Raw genomic sequence first — 23,695 nt, forward strand, 5'->3', positions numbered from 1 at the left:
GTAAAGTTCAGTACTAGATTTTTTGGCCGCAAAGCTATTCGAAGTTGTATCCAAAATTCGAAATATCGTCGGCATATAAATTAGAAATTATGTCGACCATATGGCTTGTATATAAGCGCCTGTAATCCTTCTTGCTGTTGCTTGATATGTTTAGTTTTGGTACGTCCAAACTAATCTTTAAGTTCTCTGATATTACCTTTACCTCATTATCGAAGTCTTCATACTTAGCTATGTGATTTGCAATAATTTTACCAGAGCTATTCTGAAAGTATTCAACTTGGCTGCGATATGAGTGTAGTTTAGTAATCCATTCGATTTTTTCGTCCATGAGATTAATAAACTGTTCGAAGCTGTTAAGGGTTTTTGTAGGGGCAACTGGGTGAGATTCTACTAAGTAGTAATAAAGCGAGGCAGTTCGGTCCCATGGGTTGCGTACAAAGCCAAAAAGATCGAGTTTGAGCGACGCTGAGGGCGGTTGGCGCGAGCTATTAATCCTGGCGGGAAGTTGTGATAAAAATTCGTTTGCGGTTTCGTGCTTTGTTGATTGACTTCCCCAATCTGGACGATTTCCATCTAACTGGGTTAGTGCTTGGGTTAATGAGCTCCCGCCTGTTTTGGGTACGTGAACAAATACAAACCCATACTGCTCGTTGATGACCATTGTATCCCCTGTAATACGATCTGGATGAGCGATGTTGCTGTTCAATACGACGTCTAAGTCAATGATTTTATTAGATGTTCTTTTGTGGCGTTATTCTCTATTACTTTTCTAACATATAAAAGTGAAAAAGGACTAAAGTTATCTCCCTCACTGCCGTTAATTGGGTTGAAAGCAAACTACAGTCACTTTGACTGGTGCTTAATCAAAGACTTACGTCTTTATACCGCATAGAGTGGAAAGGAGAATTACCATGGCACTAAGCATCAATACCAACGTTGCCTCTTTGAATGCCCAGCGCAATCTGTCAAAGTCGCAAGAAACCTTGAATACTTCGCTGCAGCGCCTTTCTACTGGTCTGCGTATCAATAGCGCGAAAGACGATGCTGCCGGTCTGGCCATCTCTACCCGCTTCACTACTCAAATCAATGGCTTGAACCAAGCAGTTCGTAATGCCAACGACGGTATTTCACTGGCTCAAACCGGTGAGGCCGCGCTAGACGAAATTACCAACAACCTACAGCGGATTCGTGAGTTGGCGGTGCAGTCTGCTAACGCTACAAACTCTTCTTCGGATCGTGCCGCGCTTAACGCTGAAGTTTCTCAGCGATTAGCGGAAATTGATCGGATTGGTGGTCAGACCAGTTTCAACGGACAAAAAATACTTGACGGCACTTTCGGTAATGCAGCCTTTCAAGTAGGAGCGAACGTCGGTGAAACTATTAATGTTAACCTATCTACTGGTGTGAAAGCATCGCAAATTGGTAGGATCGCTTCGGCAACAGGTACTGTTACTAGCGCCGATTTACCTGCTAGTACCTTATCGATACAAGTGGGCGACGATACTGCCCAACTTGTAGGCGCTTCTACCGCAGGTACGAAATACATAGGCACCGATGTTGTGAATGCCGATTCAGGACAGGATGCATCTAGTGCCTTTGCGAAAGCTGCAGCAATTAATTCTGCGTCCATTCCGGGGTTGACAGCGACAGCGACAACGGAGGCCGCTGAAAATGTGTTTACTAATGTTGTGACAGCAACTGGGGAAACATACGATCTGGCGATAAATGGCACAAATGTTCTTAGTATACCTGAGCAGACAGCAGGACCTTTTACATCTTCAGATGCGATTGATGCGATTAACCAGTACTCAAATCAAACCGGTGTTATCGCTTCAGCTGGACCTAATGCGGGCGGGATAATTTTAACCGCAGCTGATGGTAGTAACATTGCCTTTGATCAAACTCTGGGCGGTGGCCTTGCTGCGGGCGGACTTGCAAGTACCGCATCGGTCTTTGGTGAGGTTTCTTTGACTGCGTCAGAGGCCATTACCGTAACTGGAGGGACGACAATAGGCTTGACTGGTGGCCCCTACAACGTTACTACCGAGACCTTAGATAGTGTAAACGTAAGTACCGTGGACGGTGCGAACGATGCAATATTCCGGGTAGACTCTGCTTTAACATCGATTAGCTCACTACGCAGCGACTTCGGTGCAGTTCAAAACCGCTTCGAGTCTACGATCACTAACCTGCAGACCATCTCTGAGAACCTGTCTGCATCACGTGGTCGGATCTTGGATGCTGACTTTGCGGCAGAAACCGCTAACCTGACTAAGGCGCAGATTCTGCAACAGGCAGGCACCGCGATCTTAGCCCAGGCCAATGCATTACCACAGGCCGCTCTGAGTCTGCTGCAGTAAGTCGCAGCCCGCTAGGACCCGCGCTCCTAAGAGCGCGGGAATTAACGGCCCAGACAGGGAGTTAACGGAAAAGACGACGGGGCCTAAAGGCTCTGTTCGTGTTTCTGATATAACTGTTTGATAGGGTGAGTAGGTTACATTATGGATACGAGCTTATCATTACCATCGGTAGCATCGAGCTACCCTAAGTCGGCGGGCAAAAGTCCTGCGGCGGCGGGAGCAGTTGCTCAAAATTTAAGCCCAGCGGTGAGTACAAATACCGGTGCCGCGAATCAATCTGGCGGCCGGTTTGTGCCGGTGTCAGGCGGCAAGGCTTTGCCGACCACGTCGAATTCTTCCCAGGCGGCGCCAAGTCGCACCGCTGAAAACGCAGCCGCGGCCCGTGGCGAAGAAGCCAAACCGTCCTCTGAGCTGAGCCGTTTAGCGGTGGCCTTGGTGGCGGAGTTTGATTCTACAGACAATATTGAGAAAACCTCGCAAGCGGTGGCTAAACTCAATGAAGTCCTTAAAGACCGTGAGCGCGACCTAGAATTCTCGGTAGATGACACTACCGGCCGGACTATTCTCAAGGTGATTCACGCCGAGTCTGGTGAGGTTATTCGGCAGATACCGCCGGAAGAATTGTTGAATATTGCCCGCACCTTTATTGAAGGCACCGGCAGTTTGATTAAAGATCAGGCTTAATTGGCGCGTAACGTGCATTATTGAGTTTGAGTGGCTAAATCGTTCACGTATTCGCGTGGAAAAGTAACAACAGGCCATGAGGGTTTGTAGGGCATTGATTTTCAGCTCTGCAAAGAATTTGGCTTAGCACCGCAGGTGCAGGAGACAGTATGGCATCGGTAACAGCATCAGGTATTGGATCAGGGCTGGATATCACGAGTATTGTCTCGCAGTTGGTAAATGCGGAGCGCGCCCCCCAGGAAAACCGCTTAGCCTCTAAAGAAGCGCTTATTCAGGCCCGTCTATCGGCCTATGGCTCGCTTAAATCGGCGTTAACCACCTTTCAATCTAGCCTTAGCTCCTTGAAAAACGCGGAAACCTTCACTAAGCGTTCGGCAACCTCTTCTGATACGTCTGTTTTTACTGCAACGAGTACTGATGCGGCTTCTGCCGGAACCTATTCTGTTCAGGTTGAACAGTTGGCGACTAAGCATAAAATTGCTTCTGCTGCTTATGCAGACAGCGCTACGGTTGTGGGTGCCGGTGATTTAACCTTCACCCAAGGTACAGAGTCATTTACCGTGACAATTGCTGATGGCGCGAATTCACTGCAAGAGATTCGTGACGCGATTAATAGCGCTGAAGACAACACCGGCGTGACGGCCAATATTGTGACCGATGAAGACGGCGCCCATCTGGTGTTTTCATCAACCAACAGCGGGGCAGAAAATGCCATTAAAGTGGATGTTGTTGAAAGTGGCGCTACTGGACTTAACCAATTAGCTTTTGATCCGAATAATGCGTCGCCAATGACCGAGAAAGCCGCGGCCTTGGATTCTAAAATTATTGTTGATGGTTTTACTGCCTACAGTGCTAACCAAAAATTTGAGGGTATGATTGAAGGTGTAACAATTGATGTTAAGAAGGCTGAGCCCGGTGAAACCTTTAGTTTGGCGGTAAAACTCGACACCGCGTCGGTGAAAAAGAGCATCGAAGGTTTTGTAAGCAGCTATAATACCTTAATCACTACGCTAAATGATTTAACGGCCTATGATGCCGAGGCGAATACCGCGGGCTTATTGCAGGGCGACTCGGCAACACGCAGCGTGGCCAACAAAATTCGCCAAGAAATGGGTACGATTGTTAGCGGTTTGGGTGTTGAATTAGATTCCTTGGCTGAACTGGGCATTACCACTGGCGATAAAGGCAAGCTTGAAATAGATTCGGCAAAGCTAACATCCGTGTTAGATACTGATTTTGCCAATATCGCTGGGGTATTTTCTGGTGACAATGGTTACGCCACGCGCTTAGATTCAGTCATTGGTGATATCACTGCGGGTGGAGGTATTTTAGACAACCGCACCGAAGGTCTGAAAAAGCAGGTAGAGCGGATTGCAGAGCAACGCGAAACATTGAATCGGCGGGTGGCGTCGATTGAGGCTCGTTATCAGGCCCAATTTTCGGCCCTAGATACTTTGCTAGGCCAGTTAAATAGCACCGGCACATTTTTAACTCAACAGCTCGATAATTTGCCCGGTTCGGTGTTTAAGAAGTAAGTAGTTTCCACTGTAAATAGCGGTAAATAAACGAAAATAGTACTAAAGAAAAGCCATGAGAAGCCGTCAATTAAGGTAAGCATTTAGGGCTTACCAAGAGGAAAAACAATGAGCTATTCAGCAGGTAGAGCGACCCAGGCATATGCATCCGTTGGCGCCCAGTCTTCAGTGGCGGCTGCCAGCCCGCACCGTTTAATTCAGTTGTTAATGGATGGGGCGCTAGACCGCTTAGCCGTTGCCAAGGGCCATATGCAGCGCAAAGATGTGTCACGTAAAATTGTTGCCATAGACCGTATTATGTCGATTGTCGACGGCCTGCGAATGAGCCTAGATCACAGCGTTAACGCTGAGATGACCGAAAACCTCGAAAACCTCTACGACTATATGAATCGCCGTTTGTTATTGGCTAATATTAATAACGATGAAAGTGCTTTAGATGAAGTGGCATCCTTACTTAAAGAATTGAAAGAGGCCTGGGATGCAATTCCCGCCGGAGTGACTGGTGCAGATGCTAATGCCAGTGCAAGTTACCAGGCCGAGACTGTGTAATAACGGTATTTGGAATACACTTGGCGGGTGTGTAGCCCGCCGCACTCGATTAGTGTTGCACGGGTGTTTTGCTGCTAATGATAGGTGATGAATGAATATTGATATGCTGCGAAGTTCTGAGGTGCTCGGTGCCCGTCAACGGCAGCTTCGCGATATATTGTTAATGAGCGAAAGCATTCAGCAGCTGGCCGACAATAACGACTGGGCTGAGGCTGTGGCGCAGCAAATTGATCGTCGGGCTCTAATGGATCTATTTTTTGCCCAAGCGTGTTCGCCGTCAGAGAGTCAGCAAGTGGCAGAGGTTATTGAAGCCGTTCTAGAGATTGACCAAAAAGTAGCCGATGTTTTATACCACCAGCGCAGCGCAATGCTAACCGATGCCAACCAATCCCGCCAAAATGTGCGTAATGTTGATGCCTATTTAAACCACAGTCTTGCTTAGTAGGAAGTTTGTGCACTCAAAACCTAAATCGTATTTTTAGCTCCTGGCCTGCCGGCTGATAGCCTTTTAGCCTCGCGATAAAGGCCTCTAACTTGTTTTAATGTGCCGCAACGTATAAAAACACTTGCGCTATCAACAGCTTAAAAATATGATTCTGACTAAATTAATAAGTGGTGAGGCGTGTGCTTTTAATAGGGACGTTAATTTAGAACACTAGGCGTTAGCTGTATAGCGACCTAGGGCTTTCCCGTATACCTTCTTGTAGACCAAGTCCCCATCATAACGACCATACTATATTCATCTTCTGGCTCGTTAACTTTGTATTTGTTATAGCTTGCTGCTATAAAAATACAATGTTTGTGAAAAGGTTCAGGGACGTCATGACCGCTTCCGTACAGAAAAATGATAATTTGATTCCGAGTAGGTGTGTTATCGCTGGTCCTAAAGTGATGGAGTCTGAACCCATGCAAGCCCTTGATGAGCTTATAAATCAGGTTTCGGGTTTCAATACATTGGTCCTTATTCGCGGTGAGTCTGGCAGTGGTAAAGAAGTCGTTGCCCGTCGTATTCACGCCGCGTCTGATCGTGCTGAAAAGCCATTTGTACCGGTTAATTGCGGAGCTATTCCTGCCGACTTATTAGAAAGTGAATTGTTTGGCCATGAGAAGGGCGCCTTTACTGGCGCGGTTGCGACCCGCAAGGGCCGTTTTGAAATGGCTGAAGGTGGCACCTTATTCTTAGATGAAATTGGCGATATGAGCCTGCCAATGCAGGTTAAATTATTGCGGGTTTTACAGGAGCGCTGCTTTGAACGCGTGGGCAGTAATCACACTCAGCATTGCGACGTACGTATTTTGGCCGCGACCCACCGCAATTTAGACGATATGGTGATTAGCGGCAGCTTTCGCCAAGACTTGTTTTATCGTTTAGACGTATTCCCGATTGATGTGCCTGCACTGCGAGATCACCCCCAAGACATTGCGGCGTTGATGAGCGTGTTTATGGCTAGGCTCGAAGCCAAAGGCATGACACCGCCTAAATTCTCTAGCAGTGCCATGCGTTCATTGCAGCAGCACGCCTGGCCGGGCAATGTACGGGAGCTGGAAAATTTAATGGAGCGTTTGGCGATTACCCACAGCGCCAAACTGGTTAAGTCTCAGGACCTTCCCATTAAATATCAAACATTTGGGGTTGTAGATGCTGATTTAGAACCCAGCCGCGATGACCAAGATGCCTTGATGTCGTCGCTTGCGGTATATCATGGCGACGATGACGATGATGTCGCCTTGGAATTGACAAGCAATGGCAGTCGACCGCCACTTCCCGACGAAGGTATTGATCTTAAAAGTTACCTACTCGAGATCGAGCAGTGGTTTATCAGCGAAGCCTTAAGAAAAGAGGGCGGGGTGATTACTCGCGCAGCTCAGCTCCTAGGTTTACAGCGGACTACACTTGCAGAGAAAATGAAAAAACTTGGCGTGTCTTAGCGCCGCTGAATACTTGACGGGTGAGGGGATACGCTTTTATTCGCTCCGCCCACCAACACCCGCTTTGGTCGGTATGGCGATAATATAATTCTAGCTACTTTACGATCTGGCAAGTCCAGGCTGCTTGGCCTGAGCGGCCCTTGCGTTCCCTGTCTCCCATCAAGCGTTATGCAAGCCCACGTCCGACGCCCTTTGTCCCTTGCTCCGCCAAAATTCCATCGCCAAAAAAATGGCTATTCCTCTTAATTTTATTTAACTCATTGTATTTAAAGGTTTTAATGTTGTGGCACAGCGTTTGCTTTATCAATGCAAACGCAGTTAAAAAGAGAGTTAGTGCCCATGATTAAGCGTAGCGATACTGACCACCAAAGCGAGCATCACAAATCCCTAACGGCAGATTATTACCGCGACTTATGTCGCCGTGAGTTGGCACTTAGCGGGCAGCAGTTGCGTGCAATTTTGGCTGGTCTCGGTAAAGCGGCGAATAGCGGCGTGGTATTGGGAGGTGCGCGTCATGACTGAGTTAATTGTGGCGGATGCGGCTTCTAAATCGGTAAAAGACATGGCGACGCGTGTGGCATTAACCGACGCGACGGTTTTGATAAGCGGCCAAAGTGGCGCCGGTAAAGAGGTGTATGCCCGCTATATACACGCTAACTCTCACCGTAGCAGTGGCCCGTTTGTGGCCTTGAACTGTGCGGCGATTCCCGAAAATATGTTAGAAGCGATGTTGTTTGGCTATGAAAAAGGCGCGTTTACCGGCGCTATTAATAGCCACGCCGGTAAGTTTGAGCAGGCGCAGGGCGGTACCTTGCTGCTGGACGAAATCTCTGAAATGGAACTTGGCTTGCAGGCTAAGTTACTGCGTGTGCTGCAAGAGCGTGAACTGGAGCGCTTGGGCAGCCGCAAAACCTTAAATTTGAATGTGCGGGTAATTGCGACCAGTAACCGCGATTTGCGTGAAGTGGTTAGAGCTGGCATGTTTCGGGAGGATTTGTTTTACCGCCTTAATGTATTTCCTTTACATATTCCGGAATTGGCAGCGCGCCGCGGTGATATTTTACCTTTGGCGTTGAGCTTTTTAGCCCGGGATAGCAGTGTCCAATGCGCTGAGAAAGTACTCACAGAAGATGCGCTTGAGAAAATGATGAGCTATCGCTGGCCCGGCAATGTGCGGGAACTGGATAACGTCATTCAACGTGCCTTGATTTTACGTCAGACCGATGAAATCACCGATCGCGATATTCAATTTGAGACTGGGATGAGCTTTGTTGGTGAGCAGGTTTATGGCGGTGACATGCAGTCGCGGGAGATGAGTGATCGTGATTCTAGCGGCGTAAAAGTACTAGACGGTTTTATGCGCGATCAGGAGCGCCGAATGATTAGCGATGCGCTGCGCTTAGGTCGCTCGAAAAAAGAAGCAGCAGAAATTCTTGGAATTAGCCCACGTACCCTGCGTTATAAATTGGCGCGGCTGCGCGAACAAAGCTACATCACGGGTTAAGGAGCATTATTATGTCAGACGGAATGAAAGTTGATCAGATCTTAAGCCAAATTCGCGCGCTGCGGGAGCAGGCTAGCGTTAGTCGGCCAGGCATGATTGAGGCCGACAGCTTTGCGGTTAATGCGCCTGGCAACGTTAATTTTGGCGCGATGCTAAAAAACTCGATTGATGCAGTGAATAGCACGCAGCAGAATGCCGGTGCGATGTCGGCGGCGTTTGAACGCGGTGATCGCGACGTGAGTTTGGCTGAGGTTATGGTGAATATGCAGAAATCTGACGTTGCGTTTAAGGCGGTGGTTGAGGTTCGTAATAAATTTGTGGACGCATATCAAGAAGTGATGAGGATGTCGATGTAATGCCTGTATTATGGGGTGTGTCATATCATTTTTTGAATCTAATTGAGCGTTTGCTAGTGCGAAGTGTGCTGAGGGTGGGTAATTAAAATGGCTGAAGCGAAAAGCAATCCGCTGACGAGTTTACTCGCCGATTTGGCAAAAAATGATGTGTTGCGTCAGCTGCTAATTCTGGTGGGTATTGCCGCCAGTGTGGCAATTGGGGTGGCAGCGGTAATGTGGTCGCAGGGCACGGATTACCGTACTTTGTATGCCAATGTTGCGCCTGAGCGTGCCGCGGGGGTTATCGATGCCCTAAATGCTGCGGGTATTCCCTATAAAATTCAGGAGCCAACTGGCTCTATTATGGTTCCCTCAGAAAAAATTCATGACGCGCGAATTAAACTAGCTGGTCAGGGTGTGATGCGCGATGGCACCGGTATGGCAATTCTTGAGCAAGAGCAGGGTTTTGGCGTTAGTGAGTTTATGCAGTCTAAGAAGTATCATTACGCTTTAGAACAGGAGTTGGCGAGCACGATTGAAAGTATGCACCAAGTGCGTAAGGCGCGGGTGCATTTAGCTATTCCTAAGCAGTCGGTGTTTGTGCGTGATCGCAAGCCCGCCAGCGCCTCGATAATGTTGGACATTTTCCCAGGCAGCAGCATCGACAAGCAAAATGTAAATGCCATTATGAATTTAGTGGCGTCGAGTATTACCGGCTTGTCGCCAGAGCAGGTGACTGTGGTAGATCAGCAGGGTAATCAGCTATCTGAGCAGGGCGACAAAGACGACTTGGGTTTGAGTTCACGGCAGTTTAGCTACCGTCAGCGTATTGAAAGTGCCTACGAAGACAGCATTGAAGATTTATTGCGCCCCTTGGCCGATGCTGGGCAGGTGCGGGTTAAGGTGTCGGCAGATGTTGATTTTTCTACTGGTGAAGAAAGCCGCGAGAGCTGGAACCCCGACCGCCAAGTGGTGCGCAGCGAGCAAATTAATGAACAGGGCCGCGCCGCCGCGGGTAATGCTGGCGCAAAAGGTATTCCCGGTTCGTTAACTAATGAGCCGCCGAGCATTGGTGGCCAGGTCACTGAAGGTGATGGTGGCAATAACGGTGGTAGTCGCTCTATTGTTCGCAACTATGAAATTGAAAGAGTGCTGAATCACACTACAACGCCAACCGGTTTAATTAAAAAACTGTCGGTGGCCGTGGTGGTCGCGAACCGGAGTTCGACGGTCGAGGAGGGGGGGGAGCCCACGTCGGTAGAGATAAGCGCCGCAGAGCTGGAAAAATTGAACCTGTTGGTGCGCGATGCAATTGGCTTTGATGCAGATCGCGGCGACCGAGTAACAGTGGTGTCGGCCGATTTTCAACCGCAAAATGCTTTTGATGATGAAATGTCGGCGCCGGGTTTTTGGGAGCAACCTTGGTTTGCGAACTTGATTCGCCAATCTTTTGCAGGCTTGGCGGTACTGATTATTGTGTTTGCCGTGCTTAGGCCAGGTATGCGTACCTTGATGCACAGCAATAGTTCGAGTGCCGCAGCGGCGGGCCAATTGCCAGCGGGTGCTGAGGTTGACAATGTTACCGGCGAGGTTTTGCATCCAGCGGTAGCCGCCCTCGGTGGCCCGCAAATGGCGCAGGCTCAACTCGGTAGCCGGATGGGTTTTGAAGAGAAAATGACAGAAGTGCGTTCGGTGGTAAATGAAAGCCCCGAGCGTGTTGCGCAAGTCATGAAAAAATGGGTGTCGGAAGAAAATGGTAAATCCTAATATGGCAGCAAGTTCTGGTGGTAGTGGCAGCGAAAAAGCGGCTTTATTTCTTTTGATGCTGGGCGAGGAGCAGGCGGCAAAAGTGCTTAAGTTTGTCGATCCCCATGAGGTTGAGGTGATTGGCACCGCGATGGCGGCTATTCGCAGTGTAGATAATGAGCGCGCTGAAGCCGTGGTAGATGATTTTAGAATGGCGATGCAATCTGAAACCTCTTTAGGGGTTGGCGTGCATGGCTATGTGCGTAAACTGTTCACGTCTACTTTGGGTGAGCAGAAGGGTGCGACCTTAGCTGATCGCGTGCTTGGCGACGAAGAGTCCCAAGAGATGAACTCGCTGCGCTGGCTCGAGCCCGATGCGCTGCTGCATATGTTAAAAGATGAGCATCCCCAACTTATCGCCATCACTATGGCGCATATGGATCAAGAGCAGGCTGGTGCAGTGCTAAAGCAGATGGCCCCAGACTTACAAGACGACATCGTTATGCGTATTGCTAATATGCAGACCATACCGCAAGCCGCAATGCGTCAGTTACAGACGGTGTTAAAGAAAAAGTTGTCGGTAACCACTACCTTTAAAAACCGCAAAATTGATGGCGCCTTGACCGTGGCGGGTATTATGAATGGCCTAGACCCCGAAGCAGAGACGCGAATTTTAGAGTCGGTGGCCAAGAAAAATGAGTCACTGTCGGAGAAAATTCAAGATCTGATGTTCCTGTTTAGCAATCTCATTAATATTCCCGACAAGGGTATTCAGTTACTGCTGCGCGAAGTGAGTTCCGATATTTTACCAATGGCGTTGAAAGGTGCTGACCAGGGTGTGCGTGACAAAATTATGGGTAATATGTCGAAGCGTGCGCGTGAAATGTTGATCGAAGATATGGACGCTCGTGGGCCAATGAAGCTAAGTGATGTGGAAGCGGCACAGAAAGACATTCTCGCGGTTGCCAGAAAATTGGCGGAGGCGGGGCAGATCGACTTGGGTCGCGGTGGCAGCGACGATTATGTCTAGCGCTGAAGTATAATTACCCAAATAGGCAGTTAAATAGACAACAAAGAGGCTGTTATGGCAGATGTGTTTCAAGTGTTTGTGCCACGGGTTATAGAAACCGATGGTGCTAGTGACTCATCTGCAGTAACCGATAGCAGCGATAATGCCCAGGGCTACCAAAGCTGGAAGCCTCCGGAAGTTAATGCGACCAGTATTCAGCGGCCCCACGCGGAAGTTAACACGCAACGCTCGGAACCAATGGTAAATGAGCCGCGTATGGCTGACGATACCATCGTTGCTGAAGATGTTAAAAATGCCATTGAAATGCAGAGGAAGCAGGCCTATGACGCTGGCTTTCAGCAGGGTATGGATGATGCCAAGCAGGAGTCTCAGCGTCTACTGGCCGAGCAAAGCCAGCAACTACAGCTGGCTTTAGCTGCATTGCGTGAACCTCAAAAGTGGATCGACAGCGAGCTAGAGCGCGAGCTGTTTTTAATGACCTTGGCCATATCAAAACAATTATTGCGCCACGAGTTGAGTTTGCGCCCCGAGTTAATTGAAAACCTTATTCACAAAGCAGTTGCAGCGCTGCCGTTAAGTAACGGTGGCTTTGAGATATTCCTTAATCCCGAAGATGCCGAGGTGCTGCGCGGCTTGCACGAAGATCGCAACGAGCCTTTAGACCCCGCATGGCGATTAATTGAAGACCCCGCAATAAGTCGCGGCGGCTGCCGAATTAACAGCGATCACTCTAGAATTGACGAGCAGCTTGAGACCCGTATTCAGCACGTTGTAGCTGAAATGCTAGGTGAGACCATGGTGCCGCAGCGCGCTGCAGATACCAATGAACGCGGGGTTAGCGGTGAGTAATCTATCTAGCGAGCAAATGCAGCAACGGTTTGCAATGTACCGCCAGCGTCTTAGCGGTGGTGAAAAGCTTATTGTTGAGGGGCAGCTCAAGCGGGTAGTGGGCACTATGTTGGAGGCTGAGGGCTGTAAGGCTCCTGTGGGCGGTTACTGCCTTGTTGAGGCCGCTGACGGCGATTGGCTGGAAACCGAAGTGGTGGGCTTTGCGGGCGATAAAATTCTGCTCATGCCGACAGGGGAGCTGCGTGGGGTAATGCCCAATGCTCGGGTGATACCCATTGCCAAGGGCTCAGATTTTCCTGTTGGCGACGAATTATTAGGGCGGGTGCTCGACGGCGCCGCTAAACCCCTCGACGGCAAAGGCCCGTTACACTGCCACCAAACTCGCTCGATTAATGGCACGCCCATTAATCCGCTGTTGCGCCAGTCTATTCGCGAACCATTAGACGTTGGCGTGCGCTCGATTAATTCACTGCTCACCGTGGGGCGTGGTCAGCGACTCGGGCTGTTTGCTGGCAGCGGGGTGGGTAAAAGTGTACTGCTGGGCATGATGACCCGCTTTACCGAGGCTGATGTGGTGGTGGTGGCGCTCATTGGTGAGCGGGGCCGCGAGGTGAAAGAATTTATCGACAGTATTCTTGGTACCGAAGATATGAAGCGGGCGGTGGTAATTGCGACACCGGCGGATCATCCGCCGCTGATGCGGATGCGCGGTGCGTGGCTGGCCACGTCGATTGCCGAGCATTTTCGCGATCAGGGCAAGCAAGTGTTATTACTAATGGATTCCCTCACCCGTTTCGCGCAAGCTCAACGTGAGGTTGCATTGGCCACCGGCGAGCCCCCAGCTACCAAGGGTTACCCGCCCTCGGTCTTTGCTCGTTTGCCTGCACTGGTGGAGCGCGCCGGTAACGGTGTGGTTGGTGGCGGCTCGATCACCGCGTTTTACACGGTATTGGCCGAGGGTGATGACCAAAATGACCCGATTGTGGATTCGGCACGGGCAATTCTTGACGGCCATATTGTGCTGTCGCGGGCATTGGCCGATGCCGGTCATTTTCCGGCGATTGATGTTGAGCGCTCGGTTAGCCGAGCAATGAACGATATTACCGATAAGAGTCACCAAGAGCAGGTGCGTTATTTTCGGCAAATGTACTCGCTCTACCAGCAGAATCGCGACTTGATCACGATTGGCGCCTATCAGCGGGGCAGTGATACTCGTTTGGATCACGCCGTGGCGCTTTGGCCAAACATGGTGAAATTTCTGCAACAGGCCTATGATGAAGCAGAGCCCTTTGACAGTTCCGTTGATCAGCTGAATGTTTTATTAGATGACGCATAAGCTACAGGTGGCTATATGAAAAAATCCCAGCGTATGCAAACTGTGAATGCTTTAGCCGAGCGTAAGGAGCAGGAGCAGGCCAAGCGCTTTGCGAAAAGCCAAAAGCACTACGACCACCAACAAAAAAAACATGATGAGCTGAAACAGTATTATCGCGAGTACGCGGATACCAGTCACAACCAAGCTGCCCAAAAATTAGATTTAAATCGCTTACAAGAAACCCGTCAATTTATGAGCAAGCTCGCCAAGGCTATCGCGCAGCAGGCCGAGGCTGTAGAACGCGCCGAGCTTAATCTGAACAATGAACGTCAAAACTGGATGGACAGCCGCTGTCGCGCCATGAGTTTAGAAAAACTGACCGATCGCTACCGCGCGCAAGAACAGCAGCAGCTCAATACCGAAGAGCAGCGCCAAGCAGATGACCTGAGCAGCCAGCGTTTTGTGTGGTCGGCACGCCAGTCCAGCGATATGGCATAGGCTTTGCTCTAATTCTAATATTGCCGGAAATTCGCCTAGGGGCTGCCGGCGCTAATTAAATTTATATAGGTTACCGACTATGCCGTCTAGCTCACTGCCAGCGCTGAGTAGCAGCGACGTAAATCAACAGAGCCGCGCTTCTGTAAAGGCGGAAAATTCGAGTAATCCAGGCTCGCAACTGCCCTTCAATCAACTACTTGCCGGTAAAATGGGCGGCGCTGCCGACCCTCAGCAAAGCGCAAGTGCAGCGGTGGATGCAGACGAAGCTCAGTTAGTGGCCAGCGACGCCGAGGCTGCCGCCAGCGCATTATTGCTCAAAGACGGTGGTGGCAAAGCCTTGCCGCTTACCGGCAAAGCCTTGCCGCTTATTACGCCGCAAATGACAGCTGGGGCCGAGCTGACTGATGCCGACGCCGATCTCGATGCAGAAAATGCCCTAGTGAATTGGCAGCAGGTCCAGATCGACTGGTCGCGTACTCAGCTTGGTACTGCTAAAGGCTTTGACGATAGCAGTTTGAACGGCGGCAATCGCGGTCAGCAGGCGGTAGATCAACTGTTATTGCAACAGGAAAAACTGCTCCAAGGTGAAAACCAGGCTAAGTCGAATCTGCTCTTGGCTGGTGTTAATAGTCAGGGCTCCCAGACAGCGTCGGCAGGCGGCTTCGCTGCGGCACTGCAGGGCGCGGTTGCCGCCGGTGAAGGTCTTGGCTTGGCGCAGGCAAAGGGCCTGAAAACTGAAAGCTTTACTGCGGAGGAAGACTTTGCTGAGTTGGCGGCTCTGTCGCAGCTGAAAAACAGCTTAAGTAGTGCCAGTGGCGCAGGGCCACGGGCGCCGGTCGCTTTAACAATGAATCAAAGTTTGGTCGACAACCCCGCGTGGGGGCAGGCTATGGCCGCACGGATTGGCATGATGATGAATAACGGCGTTCACACCGCAACCATGCAGCTGAACCCCGCTGAGCTGGGCAGTATTCATATTCAGTTATCCATGCAGGGCGACAATACCTCGGTGCAGTTTCAAACCCAGAACGGCGACACCAGTGATTTGATTGAAAAAATGTTGCCGCGCTTACAAAGCGGTTTAGAGCAGCAAGGTTTGCGCTTGGACGAGGTGAAAATCAGCCACAACCCGAATTTGAGTAACGGTGCCGCCACCAATGGCAATCAGCAATTTGCTGGCGAGTCAGCAGGGCAGGGAGATGGATCATCACGAGCGCAGGGGGCTGGTTTGGCCGGTACAGATAATCAGGAGGAAGAATCGCCTAGCCAATTGGATATGTCGACCGTTACGATGAATAAGACACTCGCCGTAGATTATTACGCTTAAACGCTTGTTTGGCGACCTGCTTAATTTACGGAAGATTTGTTATTAGGCTTCCCACCCGCTAAATTTTGACGTTGACCAAATTAATTTTCAGCGCCGGAACTTTCAACATCTTTAGACCACCAATTGCCGATGTTGCGCCCGCTATTAGGATTTGGCGGGCGGTATCATCGATGTCTTATACCGTGTCAGCAATTTGGGAAATACCATGGCGCAGCCCTTTTTATACAATTACGATAGTTTGATTATCACCGCTGTTTTGTTTCTCCTCATTATTTGTCTAAATGAGATGGGCTTTAGAGTAGGTCGCTTTGTGCAGCACAGTACTGACTCCGAGGTGAAAACGCTGACGGGCTCGATACAGGGTAGCATCTTGGGTTTGCTGGCTTTATTGCTCGGTTTTACTTTTAGTATGTCGATGCAGCGCTTTGATAGTCGTAGTGAGGCCTTGATTGATGAGGCGAATGCGATTGGTACCGCGGGCCTAAGGGTGGAGTTGCTGCCCGAGCAATTTCGCGAAGAGGCTCGCATACTATTGGCGCGCTATGTTGAAATACGTATTGGTATTGGCAAAGTTGATCTTAGTCACGCTGTCGAGCGCAGAAAATATAACCAGGATATTGCTGTGTTGCAAAATGAACTTTGGGCGCTTGCGGTGATGGCAACCAATGCTGATCCACGCCCAGTGACCTCTGGAGCATTCGTTAACTCTTTGAATGAAATGATAGATAGCCAAGGTAAACGTAATGCCTTGCAGCAGATGCGTGTTCCTGAAGTTGTGTTGTTATTACTGTTTGTTGTGTTTATTGCTTCTGGGGGGATGTTGGGTTATTCAAGTGGTTTGAGCGGTGCGCGGGTGATGGCGCCAACAGTGATGGTGTCGTTTTTAATTGCAATGATTGTCTTTATTATTATTGATCTTGATAGGCCAAAACGCGGTTTAATTCAGGTGGATCAAAGTAGTTTGCTGGCTTTACAGGCAATTTGAGCGGAGACGCTTTCTGATATTCAATAAAAAAGGGGCGTAATGCCCCTTTTTTATTGATGTTTGGCTGCGAGTGCTTACTTTAGTAGGTCGCGACCAATTATTAGCTTCATTACCTCGTTTGTACCCGCGTATATGCGCTGTACCCGTGAGTCCGCAAACGCGCGCGCCACAGGGTATTCCCACATAAAGCCGTAACCGCCGTGCAACTGCAGGCACTCATCAACTACTTTGCATTGCAAGTCAGTGGTGAGTAGCTTTGCCTTGGCGGCCATTACAGAATCAAACTTGTGTTCAATATGCAGTTCTAGGCAGCGATCAAGGAAGACTCTTGCCGCGCTTACTTGGGTTTCCAATTCGGCTAGTTTGAACTGGGTGTTTTGGAATGTGGCCACGGTTTTGCCAAAGGCGTTACGCTCTTTAACATAAGCAATGGTTTGCTCAAGAATAGCTTCGGCGCAGGCAATGGCGAGTATCGACACATTCAAGCGCTCTTGAGGCAGGTCTTGCATCATATAGATGAAGCCCATGCCTTCTTCGCCCAGCAGCTGATCTTTAGACACGCGCACGTCTTGGAAGAACAGTTCAGAGGTGTCTTGAGCCTTAAGGCCGACTTTTTCTAAGTTAGTGCCTTTGCTAAAACCGGGGGTGCCCGCTTCAAGCAAGAATAAACTAATACCCTTGGCGCCGGCGCTAGGATCGGTTTTGGCAACCACAATCACGAGGTCTGCGAGCTGGCCGTTGGTGATAAAGGTTTTAGAACCGTTAATGATGTAGTCGTCACCGTCTTTAACAGCGGTGGTTTTAATACCTTGTAAATCGGAGCCGGCGGCGGGTTCGGTCATGGCGATGGCCATGATGATTTCACCGGTAACGCATTTAGGCAGGTATTTTTGCTTTTGGGCTTCGCTGCCGTAACGCTCTATGTAGGGCACGGCGATGTCTGAGTGTAAGCCCCAGCCAATACCGGTTAGGCCCGAGCGGCCGCATTCTTCGTCAACAATGGCGTTGTAGCGGAAATCGACGCCAACACCACCGTATTCTTCGGCAACACTAGGCGAGAGAAAACCTTGCTCCCCGGCTTTGGTCCAGAGCGCGCGATCGACTTGGCCGTCTTTTTCCCACTGGGCGTGGTAAGGAGCGGCTTCAGTTTCTAAAAATTTGCGGACAGAGCCGCGAAACAATTCATGCTCTTCTTCGTAAACAGTTCTTGGGATCATCGCCATGGGGTATCCTCCGAAAGATAAGGTGGTTATTATTCTGCCTATGTTAGCAGAGTCAACTTGTAATGCTAGTGGATATTTTCTGCTGCAATTTACTGCCTGCTTTCCCCATGTGCTGTTGAGGATTGATATGAGTATTTGGAAACACACCGTTAGTTTAGACGAAGCTAATGCAATGATGGCAAATACCATTTGCGAGATATTGGATATTAAGGTTATCGATATTGGCGCCGATTATGTTGCCGGCACCATGCCAGTAGACAAACGCACCCATCAACCCTTTGGCATCCTCCACGGCGGTGCGTCGGTGGTATTAGCTGAATCGCTGGGCAGCTTCGCGGCTAATTTAGCCTGTGAGTCTGGCTTCGTCTGTGTGGGTTTAGACATTAACGCCAACCACATTCGCTCGGTGCGCAGTGGTTTAGTTACTGGCGTAGCCAAAGCCGTGCATGTCGGCCGCCGCACGCAAGTATGGGAGATTCGGATTGCCGATGGAGACGATAACACCGCGTGTGTGTCGCGACTGACAATGGCGGTGATAGAAGCTTAGTCGGAGGTCGGGTGTCTGACGTCAGACGTGAAGGCAGGGCATTGTTAGCATCTACTGTTGGCTGTGACAGCGTAATGCTTGACGGGAAAGGGGAGGCGCTTAGGCAAAAATCAGTGCGCGGTTTGGTTTTTGCGTCTTAGGTCTTCCATCTAGCATCTCCCCAGTGTTTCCCCAATACCTGTGCTGCTGTAAGCTAACGGCCCAATTTATTTTGAGGCCACAACAATGACCGCAGCACGCTTCCAACGCCTGCGTCAGGTTTTAGAATTCCGCCAGCCGGATCTTACGATTGTTACTGACAATGTTCACAAAAGCCGTAATCTCTCGGCGATTGTGCGCACCGCCGATGCGGCGGGTATTGGCGGTATGCATTGTGTTATTCCCGACAAAGACTACAAGGCCTTTCGCGGTACTGCTATGGGTTCGCACAGCTGGGTTAAGGTTGAGCGCGAGACCGATGTAACAGCTGCCTTAACGCCGTTTAAAGCACAGGGTTATCAAGTGTTGGCTGCGCATTTGGGCGAGGGCGCGCTTGATTTTCGCGAGCCGGATTACACGAAACCGACAGTAATTTTGATGGGCGCAGAAAAACTAGGCGTGAGCCCCGCAGGCTGCGAGTTGGCCGACGCATTTATTACCATTCCGATGATGGGCATGGTGCAGTCGTTTAATGTTTCGGTAGCGGCGGGAATAATCTTGGCTGAGGTACAGCGCCAGCGGCAGCTAGCTGGGCTTTACAGGCAGTGCCGTCTCGACGATGACGTCTATCAGCGGACCTTGTTTGAGTGGGCGCAACCGAAAATGAGCGAGTACTGCCGCGCCAATGGTTTGGCATACCCACCTTTAGATGAGGATGGTGAATTGCTCGATGGCTTAGGCTGGCAGTTGGCTGTGCGGGAAGGGCGGGCGCCAGTGGAGCTTGGGCGGACGTCGGATGTCTGAAATCGTGTTGCGGTATACTTGACGGAAGATGATAAACGCTAAAGGCGAGTCGGATGTCTGACGCTCAGTAAGTGGCTAAGAACATTCTTTTGCGTCGCCTATCTCCCGTCAAGTAGTGCGCGATTACTCTCCCATCTTGCTACACAAATGTACCCAAAATTCGACGGCTGTTTTGTTGTGGCGCTGTTTGGGTAGGGCAAAGTAAAACATTCGTGTCATATCGCGATTGGCGAGTTTTAAGGGCACTAAATCGCCATTGCGAAAATCATTTTGCAATACCACTTTGGACAGGCAGCCTATGCCGAGGCCGGATTCTACGGCACTTTTAATGGCTTCGTTGTGTTTGAATTCACGGTAAATTTCAATTTCTGGAAGTAAGCCGGCTAGGGCGCGGTCGAAGGTGTGGCGCGCGCCGGAGTCGGGTTCCCGCAAAATCCAACGGGCGGCTTTTATGTCTTCGTCATTGAGCACGCCTTTTTGCGCCAAGGGGTGGGTGGCGCTGCAAAATGCCACTAGCTCGTCCTCCTTCCAAGGGATGAGTTCTAGCTCGCGGTGCTGAACTTCGCGCTCGATCATACCTACGTCAACTTCGTAATTGAGTACCTTGGCGACGACCTCGGGGGTGTTGGCAGTGTCGAATTGCACGTCAGCGTCGGGGTATTGGTTCAGGTACTCGGCGAGGTAGCGCACCACCAAATGGTTGCCGATGGTAAAACTGGCGCCCACCCGCAGGTGGCCAATTTCACTGTGGAGCTTGAGAGCGTCGTCAAACTGCTGGCAGTGGGCAAACAGGGTTTCAGCTTTTTTGCGCAGGGTGTGGCCAATGGCGTTAAGTTTAATCTTGTTGCCTTGGCGGTCGAAGAGGGTGACACCATAGGCTTTTTCCAAACTTTGCAGGGCGGCGCTGGCGGCTGATTGCGATAGGTGTAGCTGGTCGGCGGCCTTGGACACGCTTTGAAATTTGGCAACGCTGAGAAAAATCTCTAATTGGCGAATAGTGAAATTCATCGGTATCTGACCTTGGTGATGGCGAATAGTCAGTATCGATAAAATCAATACTGACTATAATAATATCCTGTTTTACTTGTGATAAAAATGCTTTTACTATGGCGCCCTCAGAGTTAAGCGAGCTAGGCAGACCCACGCTTAATTTAAGACAGGTTATTCGATAAATAATTTGATGATCAGCAGCCCAGCGGAGTTGAATACATGACTGAAGTTAAAGCAACCAATGTACATTGGCACGACGGCGAAGTGAGCCGTGAAGACCGCAATGCCTTGTTAAAGCAAAAAGGTGCCACCTTGTGGTTTACCGGCCTGTCTGGCAGCGGTAAAAGCACCGTTGCCGTTGCATTAGAAAAAGCCCTGATGGACAAAGGCCATCTTTGCTATCGTTTAGACGGCGACAATATCCGCTTGGGCATTAACAAAAACTTGGGTTTTAGCGCCGAAGACCGCACTGAAAATATCCGCCGCATTGGCGAAATTTCTAAGCTGTTTGTCGACACTGGCGTTATCGTATTGTCTAGCTTTGTTAGCCCTTACCGCGCCGATCGCGATATTGTTCGCGACCTGCACGTGGCTGGCGATATGGACTTCATCGAAGTTCACGTTGATGTACCCTTGGAAGTAGCGGAAGAGCGTGACCCTAAAGGCCTGTATAAAAAAGCCCGCGCCGGCGAAATTAAAAACTTCACCGGTATTTCCGATCCCTATGAAGCGCCACTTAAGCCTGAGCTGGTATTAAACAGCCACGAGCAGAGCTTGGAAGAAGAAGTGGCAGTGCTGTTGGAAATGTTGGCAGCGCGCGGACTTATTTAAGGGAGACGCTGGGCGGGAGACGGTAAACGCAAAACTGCTTTGGTTTTAAGCGTCTCCCATCTCCCGTCCAGCATTTAGCCCAGCTGTAAGAACGAATTACTTTAATACCGTACTAGACCACCTAACGGAGCATCTATAAATGATCAAACCCCATGGCGCCGAAGAACTTAGCCCTTTATTTGTATACGACACTGAAAAACACCATGCCCTGAATGCCGAAGCGGAGACCCTGCCGTCACTGCTGGTTAGCTCTGCTGCTGCAGCTAACGCGGTTATGCTGGGTGCCGGTTACTTCACGCCCTTAAAAGGCTATATGAACCTTGCCGATTCACTGGCGGTGGCGAAGGACCTGTGCACTACCGACGGCCTATTCTGGCCCGTACCGATTGTTAACCTGACTAAAGATGCCCAGGGCATTACTGCTGGTCAGCGTATTGCTTTGCGCGACCCGAACGTTGATGGCAATCCAGTATTGGCGATCATGGACGTTGACGCGGTTGAAGTGGTTAGCAGCGAACAAATCGACTTTATGGCCGAGAACATCTTCGGCACCTTGGATGACAAGCATCCCGGCGTGCAGACCTTTAAAGCGCAGGGCAACACCATGTTGTCTGGCCCGATTCAGGTGCTGAACTTTTCATACTTCCAAGCTGATTTCCCAGATACCTTCCGCACTGCGGTTGAGATTCGCAATGAAATCGCTGAGCGTGGCTGGGAGAAGGTGGTTGCTTTCCAAACTCGCAACCCAATGCACCGCGCTCACGAAGAACTGTGCCGTATGGCCATGGAAGATCTGGGCACCGACGGTATCTTGATTCACATGCTGTTAGGTCAACTGAAACCAGGCGATATTCCAGCTCATGTTCGCGATGCGTCTATCCGTAAAATGGTTGAAGTTTACTTCCCTAAGAACACCGTAATGATCACCGGTTACGGCTTTGATATGTTGTATGCTGGCCCGCGTGAAGCGGTGCTACACGCACTGTTCCGCCAGAACTGTGGCTGTACCCACCTGATTGTTGGTCGCGACCACGCTGGTGTTGGCGATTACTACGGCGGCTTTGACGCCCAGACTATTTTCGACGAGAAAGTTCCCGCTGGTGCCATGGATATTGAGATTTACCGCGCCGACCACACCGCTTACTCTAAGAAATTAGACAAAGTGGTGATGATGCGTGATGCACCCGATCACGACAAAGAAGATTTTGTGTTGCTGTCGGGCACTAAAGTGCGTGAAATGTTGGGCAATGGCATTGCGCCACCACCTGAGTTTTCACGTCCAGAAGTGGCTAAAATTTTGATGGAATACTATCAAATCGAAGATGCTAAAGCGTAAAGATCTACCGCCTGCCTAGCTGCTCTTGAGTACTAGGTAGTGAGCTTAAAAAAACCGGCGCATAAATGCGCCGGTTTTTTTTGATTTCGTGTTTATATATCTGCTTTTAATAAGGCCGTTAAGCGCGCTTCGTCGTATGGCATCAGCGCCGATACAATAAGTTTGTGAGGCGCTTTGAATTCGCTTAAATAATAACGTGCTTTTTCTGCAATTTGTTGTTCGAGCAATCGTTCAAAACTGATATTGGATTTCGCTAGTTCAGCGTTTAGTTGATCTTCTGTAATGGCCATATAAAACGCGAGTTCATTTTGGCTGCAGCCGGCAAAGCTCAGGCGTTGGTCAATAATTAAGCGGGCGCGACCGATAAAGTCGCGGTTCTCTTGGAGGCCCTGTTGCAATATTTTAATTTGGGTTTCCATGCCGCGCATAAAATTTACATCGCAGGTGGCGACGCTGAATTCTAATGCGTCAATTGGAATGTGGATGGCATCATAGGCTTGTTCAAAGGCGAGCTCGCATTGGAAAAACTGCTGGAAAGTATCCGAAAAATGTCCCCCAAGGCTCTTACTGCTAAAGCTGATTTTACTTGGTCGCCAAAGTCTGCCCGACATATTTTTTAGCAGCATAAACATTTGTGCAATGCCAAATAAATTGCGCTGGCGCCAGTGTTCGCAGCTGGAACGCGTGGAGGTTTTAAATAAGATCAGCTGATCGTTGTCGATTTTATGCTGCCAGTGGCTGGTGTCTTGGTAAAAGGCGCTATATAGATGAGCTTTATCTAAACCGCTACGCAGGGTGGTGCTAAGCGACATAAGGCGAGCGGCTAGCCCCAGGTGTGGCGCTTGTAATTTGCGGGCAACGTGCAGCGCGAGATCGTGGCAGTGATAGTCTCGCGCTATAGCCTCTAAGATGCAGCCAAATAATAAACTGGGAACGAGTTTGCCAGGTGCTAGTAGCAGCGAGGGCGATAAGCCAAGCTTGTGCATCGTATCTTTAAGATCAATGCCTAGTGCGTTGCAGGCTTCTTCTAGGGCGTTAAGAATATCGCCATCTTGGCTAAGAATGTGTTTCATCGCATCTACTTAGTCATTATTCATAATTAATTGCTTAGCAAATTATGTGCCTAGTTATATGGTGGCAGTTCTTGCTCGCTTTGGGAATAAAGAGGTAAATTAGTGTA

The 23,695-nt window shown here is 49.8% G+C and carries 23 protein-coding genes and 1 pseudogene; 20 read left to right on the forward strand and 4 right to left on the reverse strand.

What is annotated here, in order from left to right:
• Nucleotides 1–34: 34 nt before the first annotated feature.
• A complete protein-coding gene (locus AB4876_RS01330; RefSeq protein WP_368379854.1) occupies nucleotides 35–661 on the reverse strand; it encodes a sulfotransferase family 2 domain-containing protein in 627 nt (208 codons plus the stop codon).
• Nucleotides 662–911: 250 nt separating this feature from the next.
• On the opposite strand from AB4876_RS01330, the gene AB4876_RS01335 reads away from it, so the two are divergent.
• The 16 genes and pseudogenes from AB4876_RS01335 to AB4876_RS01410 all read left to right on the forward strand — a co-directional run bounded on the left by AB4876_RS01335 (nucleotide 912) and on the right by AB4876_RS01410 (nucleotide 16,646).
• A complete protein-coding gene (locus AB4876_RS01335) occupies nucleotides 912–2,360 on the forward strand; it encodes a flagellin N-terminal helical domain-containing protein (protein ID WP_368379855.1) in 1,449 nt (482 codons plus the stop codon).
• A 141-nt stretch (nucleotides 2,361–2,501) separates the two neighbouring features.
• Nucleotides 2,502–3,044 carry a flagellar protein FlaG gene (locus tag AB4876_RS01340; protein ID WP_368379856.1) on the forward strand — a complete coding sequence of 181 codons (543 nt, stop codon included), beginning with the start codon at nucleotides 2,502–2,504 and terminating at the stop codon, nucleotides 3,042–3,044.
• Nucleotides 3,045–3,193: 149 nt separating this feature from the next.
• Entirely contained in the window at nucleotides 3,194–4,579 is a 1,386-nt protein-coding gene (fliD, locus tag AB4876_RS01345; protein WP_368379857.1) for a flagellar filament capping protein FliD, read from the forward strand.
• A gap of 108 nt (nucleotides 4,580–4,687) precedes the next feature.
• Nucleotides 4,688–5,128: a flagellar export chaperone FliS gene (fliS, locus tag AB4876_RS01350; protein WP_368379858.1), complete on the forward strand. Its 441-nt coding sequence runs from the start codon at nucleotides 4,688–4,690 to the stop codon at nucleotides 5,126–5,128.
• 91 nt (nucleotides 5,129–5,219) lie between these two features.
• Entirely contained in the window at nucleotides 5,220–5,570 is a 351-nt protein-coding gene (locus AB4876_RS01355) for a flagellar protein FliT (RefSeq protein WP_368379859.1), read from the forward strand.
• A gap of 449 nt (nucleotides 5,571–6,019) precedes the next feature.
• Complete coding sequence (locus AB4876_RS01360) at nucleotides 6,020–7,057, forward strand: sigma-54 interaction domain-containing protein (protein WP_368380108.1); 1,038 nt, start codon at nucleotides 6,020–6,022, stop codon at nucleotides 7,055–7,057.
• A 339-nt stretch (nucleotides 7,058–7,396) separates the two neighbouring features.
• Nucleotides 7,397–7,579 carry a hypothetical protein gene (locus tag AB4876_RS01365; RefSeq protein ID WP_368379860.1) on the forward strand — a complete coding sequence of 61 codons (183 nt, stop codon included), beginning with the start codon at nucleotides 7,397–7,399 and terminating at the stop codon, nucleotides 7,577–7,579.
• A 43-nt stretch (nucleotides 7,580–7,622) separates the two neighbouring features.
• A pseudogene (locus tag AB4876_RS01370) lies at nucleotides 7,623–8,561 on the forward strand (sigma-54 interaction domain-containing protein); the annotation flags it as partial.
• Nucleotides 8,562–8,572: 11 nt separating this feature from the next.
• Nucleotides 8,573–8,917 (forward strand): flagellar hook-basal body complex protein FliE, encoded by a 345-nt coding sequence (gene fliE / locus AB4876_RS01375; RefSeq protein ID WP_368379862.1) that lies wholly within the window; start codon nucleotides 8,573–8,575, stop codon nucleotides 8,915–8,917.
• Between the two features lie 87 nt (nucleotides 8,918–9,004).
• Nucleotides 9,005–10,663 carry a flagellar basal-body MS-ring/collar protein FliF gene (fliF, locus tag AB4876_RS01380; protein WP_368379863.1) on the forward strand — a complete coding sequence of 553 codons (1,659 nt, stop codon included), beginning with the start codon at nucleotides 9,005–9,007 and terminating at the stop codon, nucleotides 10,661–10,663.
• A gap of 1 nt (nucleotide 10,664) precedes the next feature.
• Complete coding sequence (fliG, locus tag AB4876_RS01385; protein ID WP_368379864.1) at nucleotides 10,665–11,672, forward strand: flagellar motor switch protein FliG; 1,008 nt, start codon at nucleotides 10,665–10,667, stop codon at nucleotides 11,670–11,672.
• A 54-nt stretch (nucleotides 11,673–11,726) separates the two neighbouring features.
• Nucleotides 11,727–12,521, forward strand: coding sequence for a FliH/SctL family protein (locus tag AB4876_RS01390; RefSeq protein WP_368379865.1), 795 nt, complete (start codon nucleotides 11,727–11,729; stop codon nucleotides 12,519–12,521).
• A 16-nt stretch (nucleotides 12,522–12,537) separates the two neighbouring features.
• Nucleotides 12,538–13,857, forward strand: coding sequence for a flagellar protein export ATPase FliI (gene fliI / locus AB4876_RS01395; protein WP_368380109.1), 1,320 nt, complete (start codon nucleotides 12,538–12,540; stop codon nucleotides 13,855–13,857).
• A 15-nt stretch (nucleotides 13,858–13,872) separates the two neighbouring features.
• On the forward strand, nucleotides 13,873–14,334 hold the full coding sequence (fliJ, locus tag AB4876_RS01400) for a flagellar export protein FliJ (RefSeq protein ID WP_368379866.1): 462 nt from the start codon (nucleotides 13,873–13,875) through the stop codon (nucleotides 14,332–14,334).
• A gap of 79 nt (nucleotides 14,335–14,413) precedes the next feature.
• Entirely contained in the window at nucleotides 14,414–15,661 is a 1,248-nt protein-coding gene (locus AB4876_RS01405; protein WP_368379867.1) for a flagellar hook-length control protein FliK, read from the forward strand.
• 205 nt (nucleotides 15,662–15,866) lie between these two features.
• Complete coding sequence (locus AB4876_RS01410; RefSeq protein WP_368379868.1) at nucleotides 15,867–16,646, forward strand: bestrophin-like domain; 780 nt, start codon at nucleotides 15,867–15,869, stop codon at nucleotides 16,644–16,646.
• A gap of 74 nt (nucleotides 16,647–16,720) precedes the next feature.
• On the opposite strand, the gene AB4876_RS01415 is transcribed toward AB4876_RS01410, so the two are convergent.
• Nucleotides 16,721–17,863, reverse strand: coding sequence for an acyl-CoA dehydrogenase family protein (locus tag AB4876_RS01415; protein ID WP_368380110.1), 1,143 nt, complete (start codon nucleotides 17,861–17,863; stop codon nucleotides 16,721–16,723).
• Nucleotides 17,864–17,996: 133 nt separating this feature from the next.
• Between AB4876_RS01415 and AB4876_RS01420 the strand changes: the two genes are divergently transcribed.
• Nucleotides 17,997–18,416 (forward strand): hotdog fold thioesterase, encoded by a 420-nt coding sequence (locus AB4876_RS01420; RefSeq protein WP_368379869.1) that lies wholly within the window; start codon nucleotides 17,997–17,999, stop codon nucleotides 18,414–18,416.
• Between the two features lie 225 nt (nucleotides 18,417–18,641).
• Entirely contained in the window at nucleotides 18,642–19,358 is a 717-nt protein-coding gene (gene trmH / locus AB4876_RS01425) for a tRNA (guanosine(18)-2'-O)-methyltransferase TrmH (RefSeq protein WP_368379870.1), read from the forward strand.
• A 123-nt stretch (nucleotides 19,359–19,481) separates the two neighbouring features.
• Here the strand turns inward: trmH and AB4876_RS01430 are convergent, their stop codons facing one another.
• Nucleotides 19,482–20,366, reverse strand: a complete 885-nt coding sequence (locus tag AB4876_RS01430) for a LysR family transcriptional regulator (RefSeq protein ID WP_368379871.1) — start codon at nucleotides 20,364–20,366, stop codon at nucleotides 19,482–19,484.
• A 201-nt stretch (nucleotides 20,367–20,567) separates the two neighbouring features.
• Here AB4876_RS01430 and cysC point away from each other — a divergent pair, with 201 nt between their 5' ends.
• Together cysC and sat are read left to right on the forward strand one after the other, a co-directional pair.
• Nucleotides 20,568–21,179, forward strand: coding sequence for an adenylyl-sulfate kinase (gene cysC, locus AB4876_RS01435; RefSeq protein ID WP_301026644.1), 612 nt, complete (start codon nucleotides 20,568–20,570; stop codon nucleotides 21,177–21,179).
• A gap of 139 nt (nucleotides 21,180–21,318) precedes the next feature.
• On the forward strand, nucleotides 21,319–22,515 hold the full coding sequence (gene sat, locus AB4876_RS01440; RefSeq protein WP_368379872.1) for a sulfate adenylyltransferase: 1,197 nt from the start codon (nucleotides 21,319–21,321) through the stop codon (nucleotides 22,513–22,515).
• 92 nt (nucleotides 22,516–22,607) lie between these two features.
• On the opposite strand, the gene AB4876_RS01445 is transcribed toward sat, so the two are convergent.
• Nucleotides 22,608–23,588 carry an AraC family transcriptional regulator ligand-binding domain-containing protein gene (locus AB4876_RS01445; RefSeq protein ID WP_368379873.1) on the reverse strand — a complete coding sequence of 327 codons (981 nt, stop codon included), beginning with the start codon at nucleotides 23,586–23,588 and terminating at the stop codon, nucleotides 22,608–22,610.
• Between the last annotated feature and the right edge of the window lie 107 nt (nucleotides 23,589–23,695).

This window comes from Zhongshania guokunii, from assembly GCF_040892635.1.
Lineage (GTDB): Bacteria > Pseudomonadota > Gammaproteobacteria > Pseudomonadales > Spongiibacteraceae > Spongiibacter > Spongiibacter guokunii.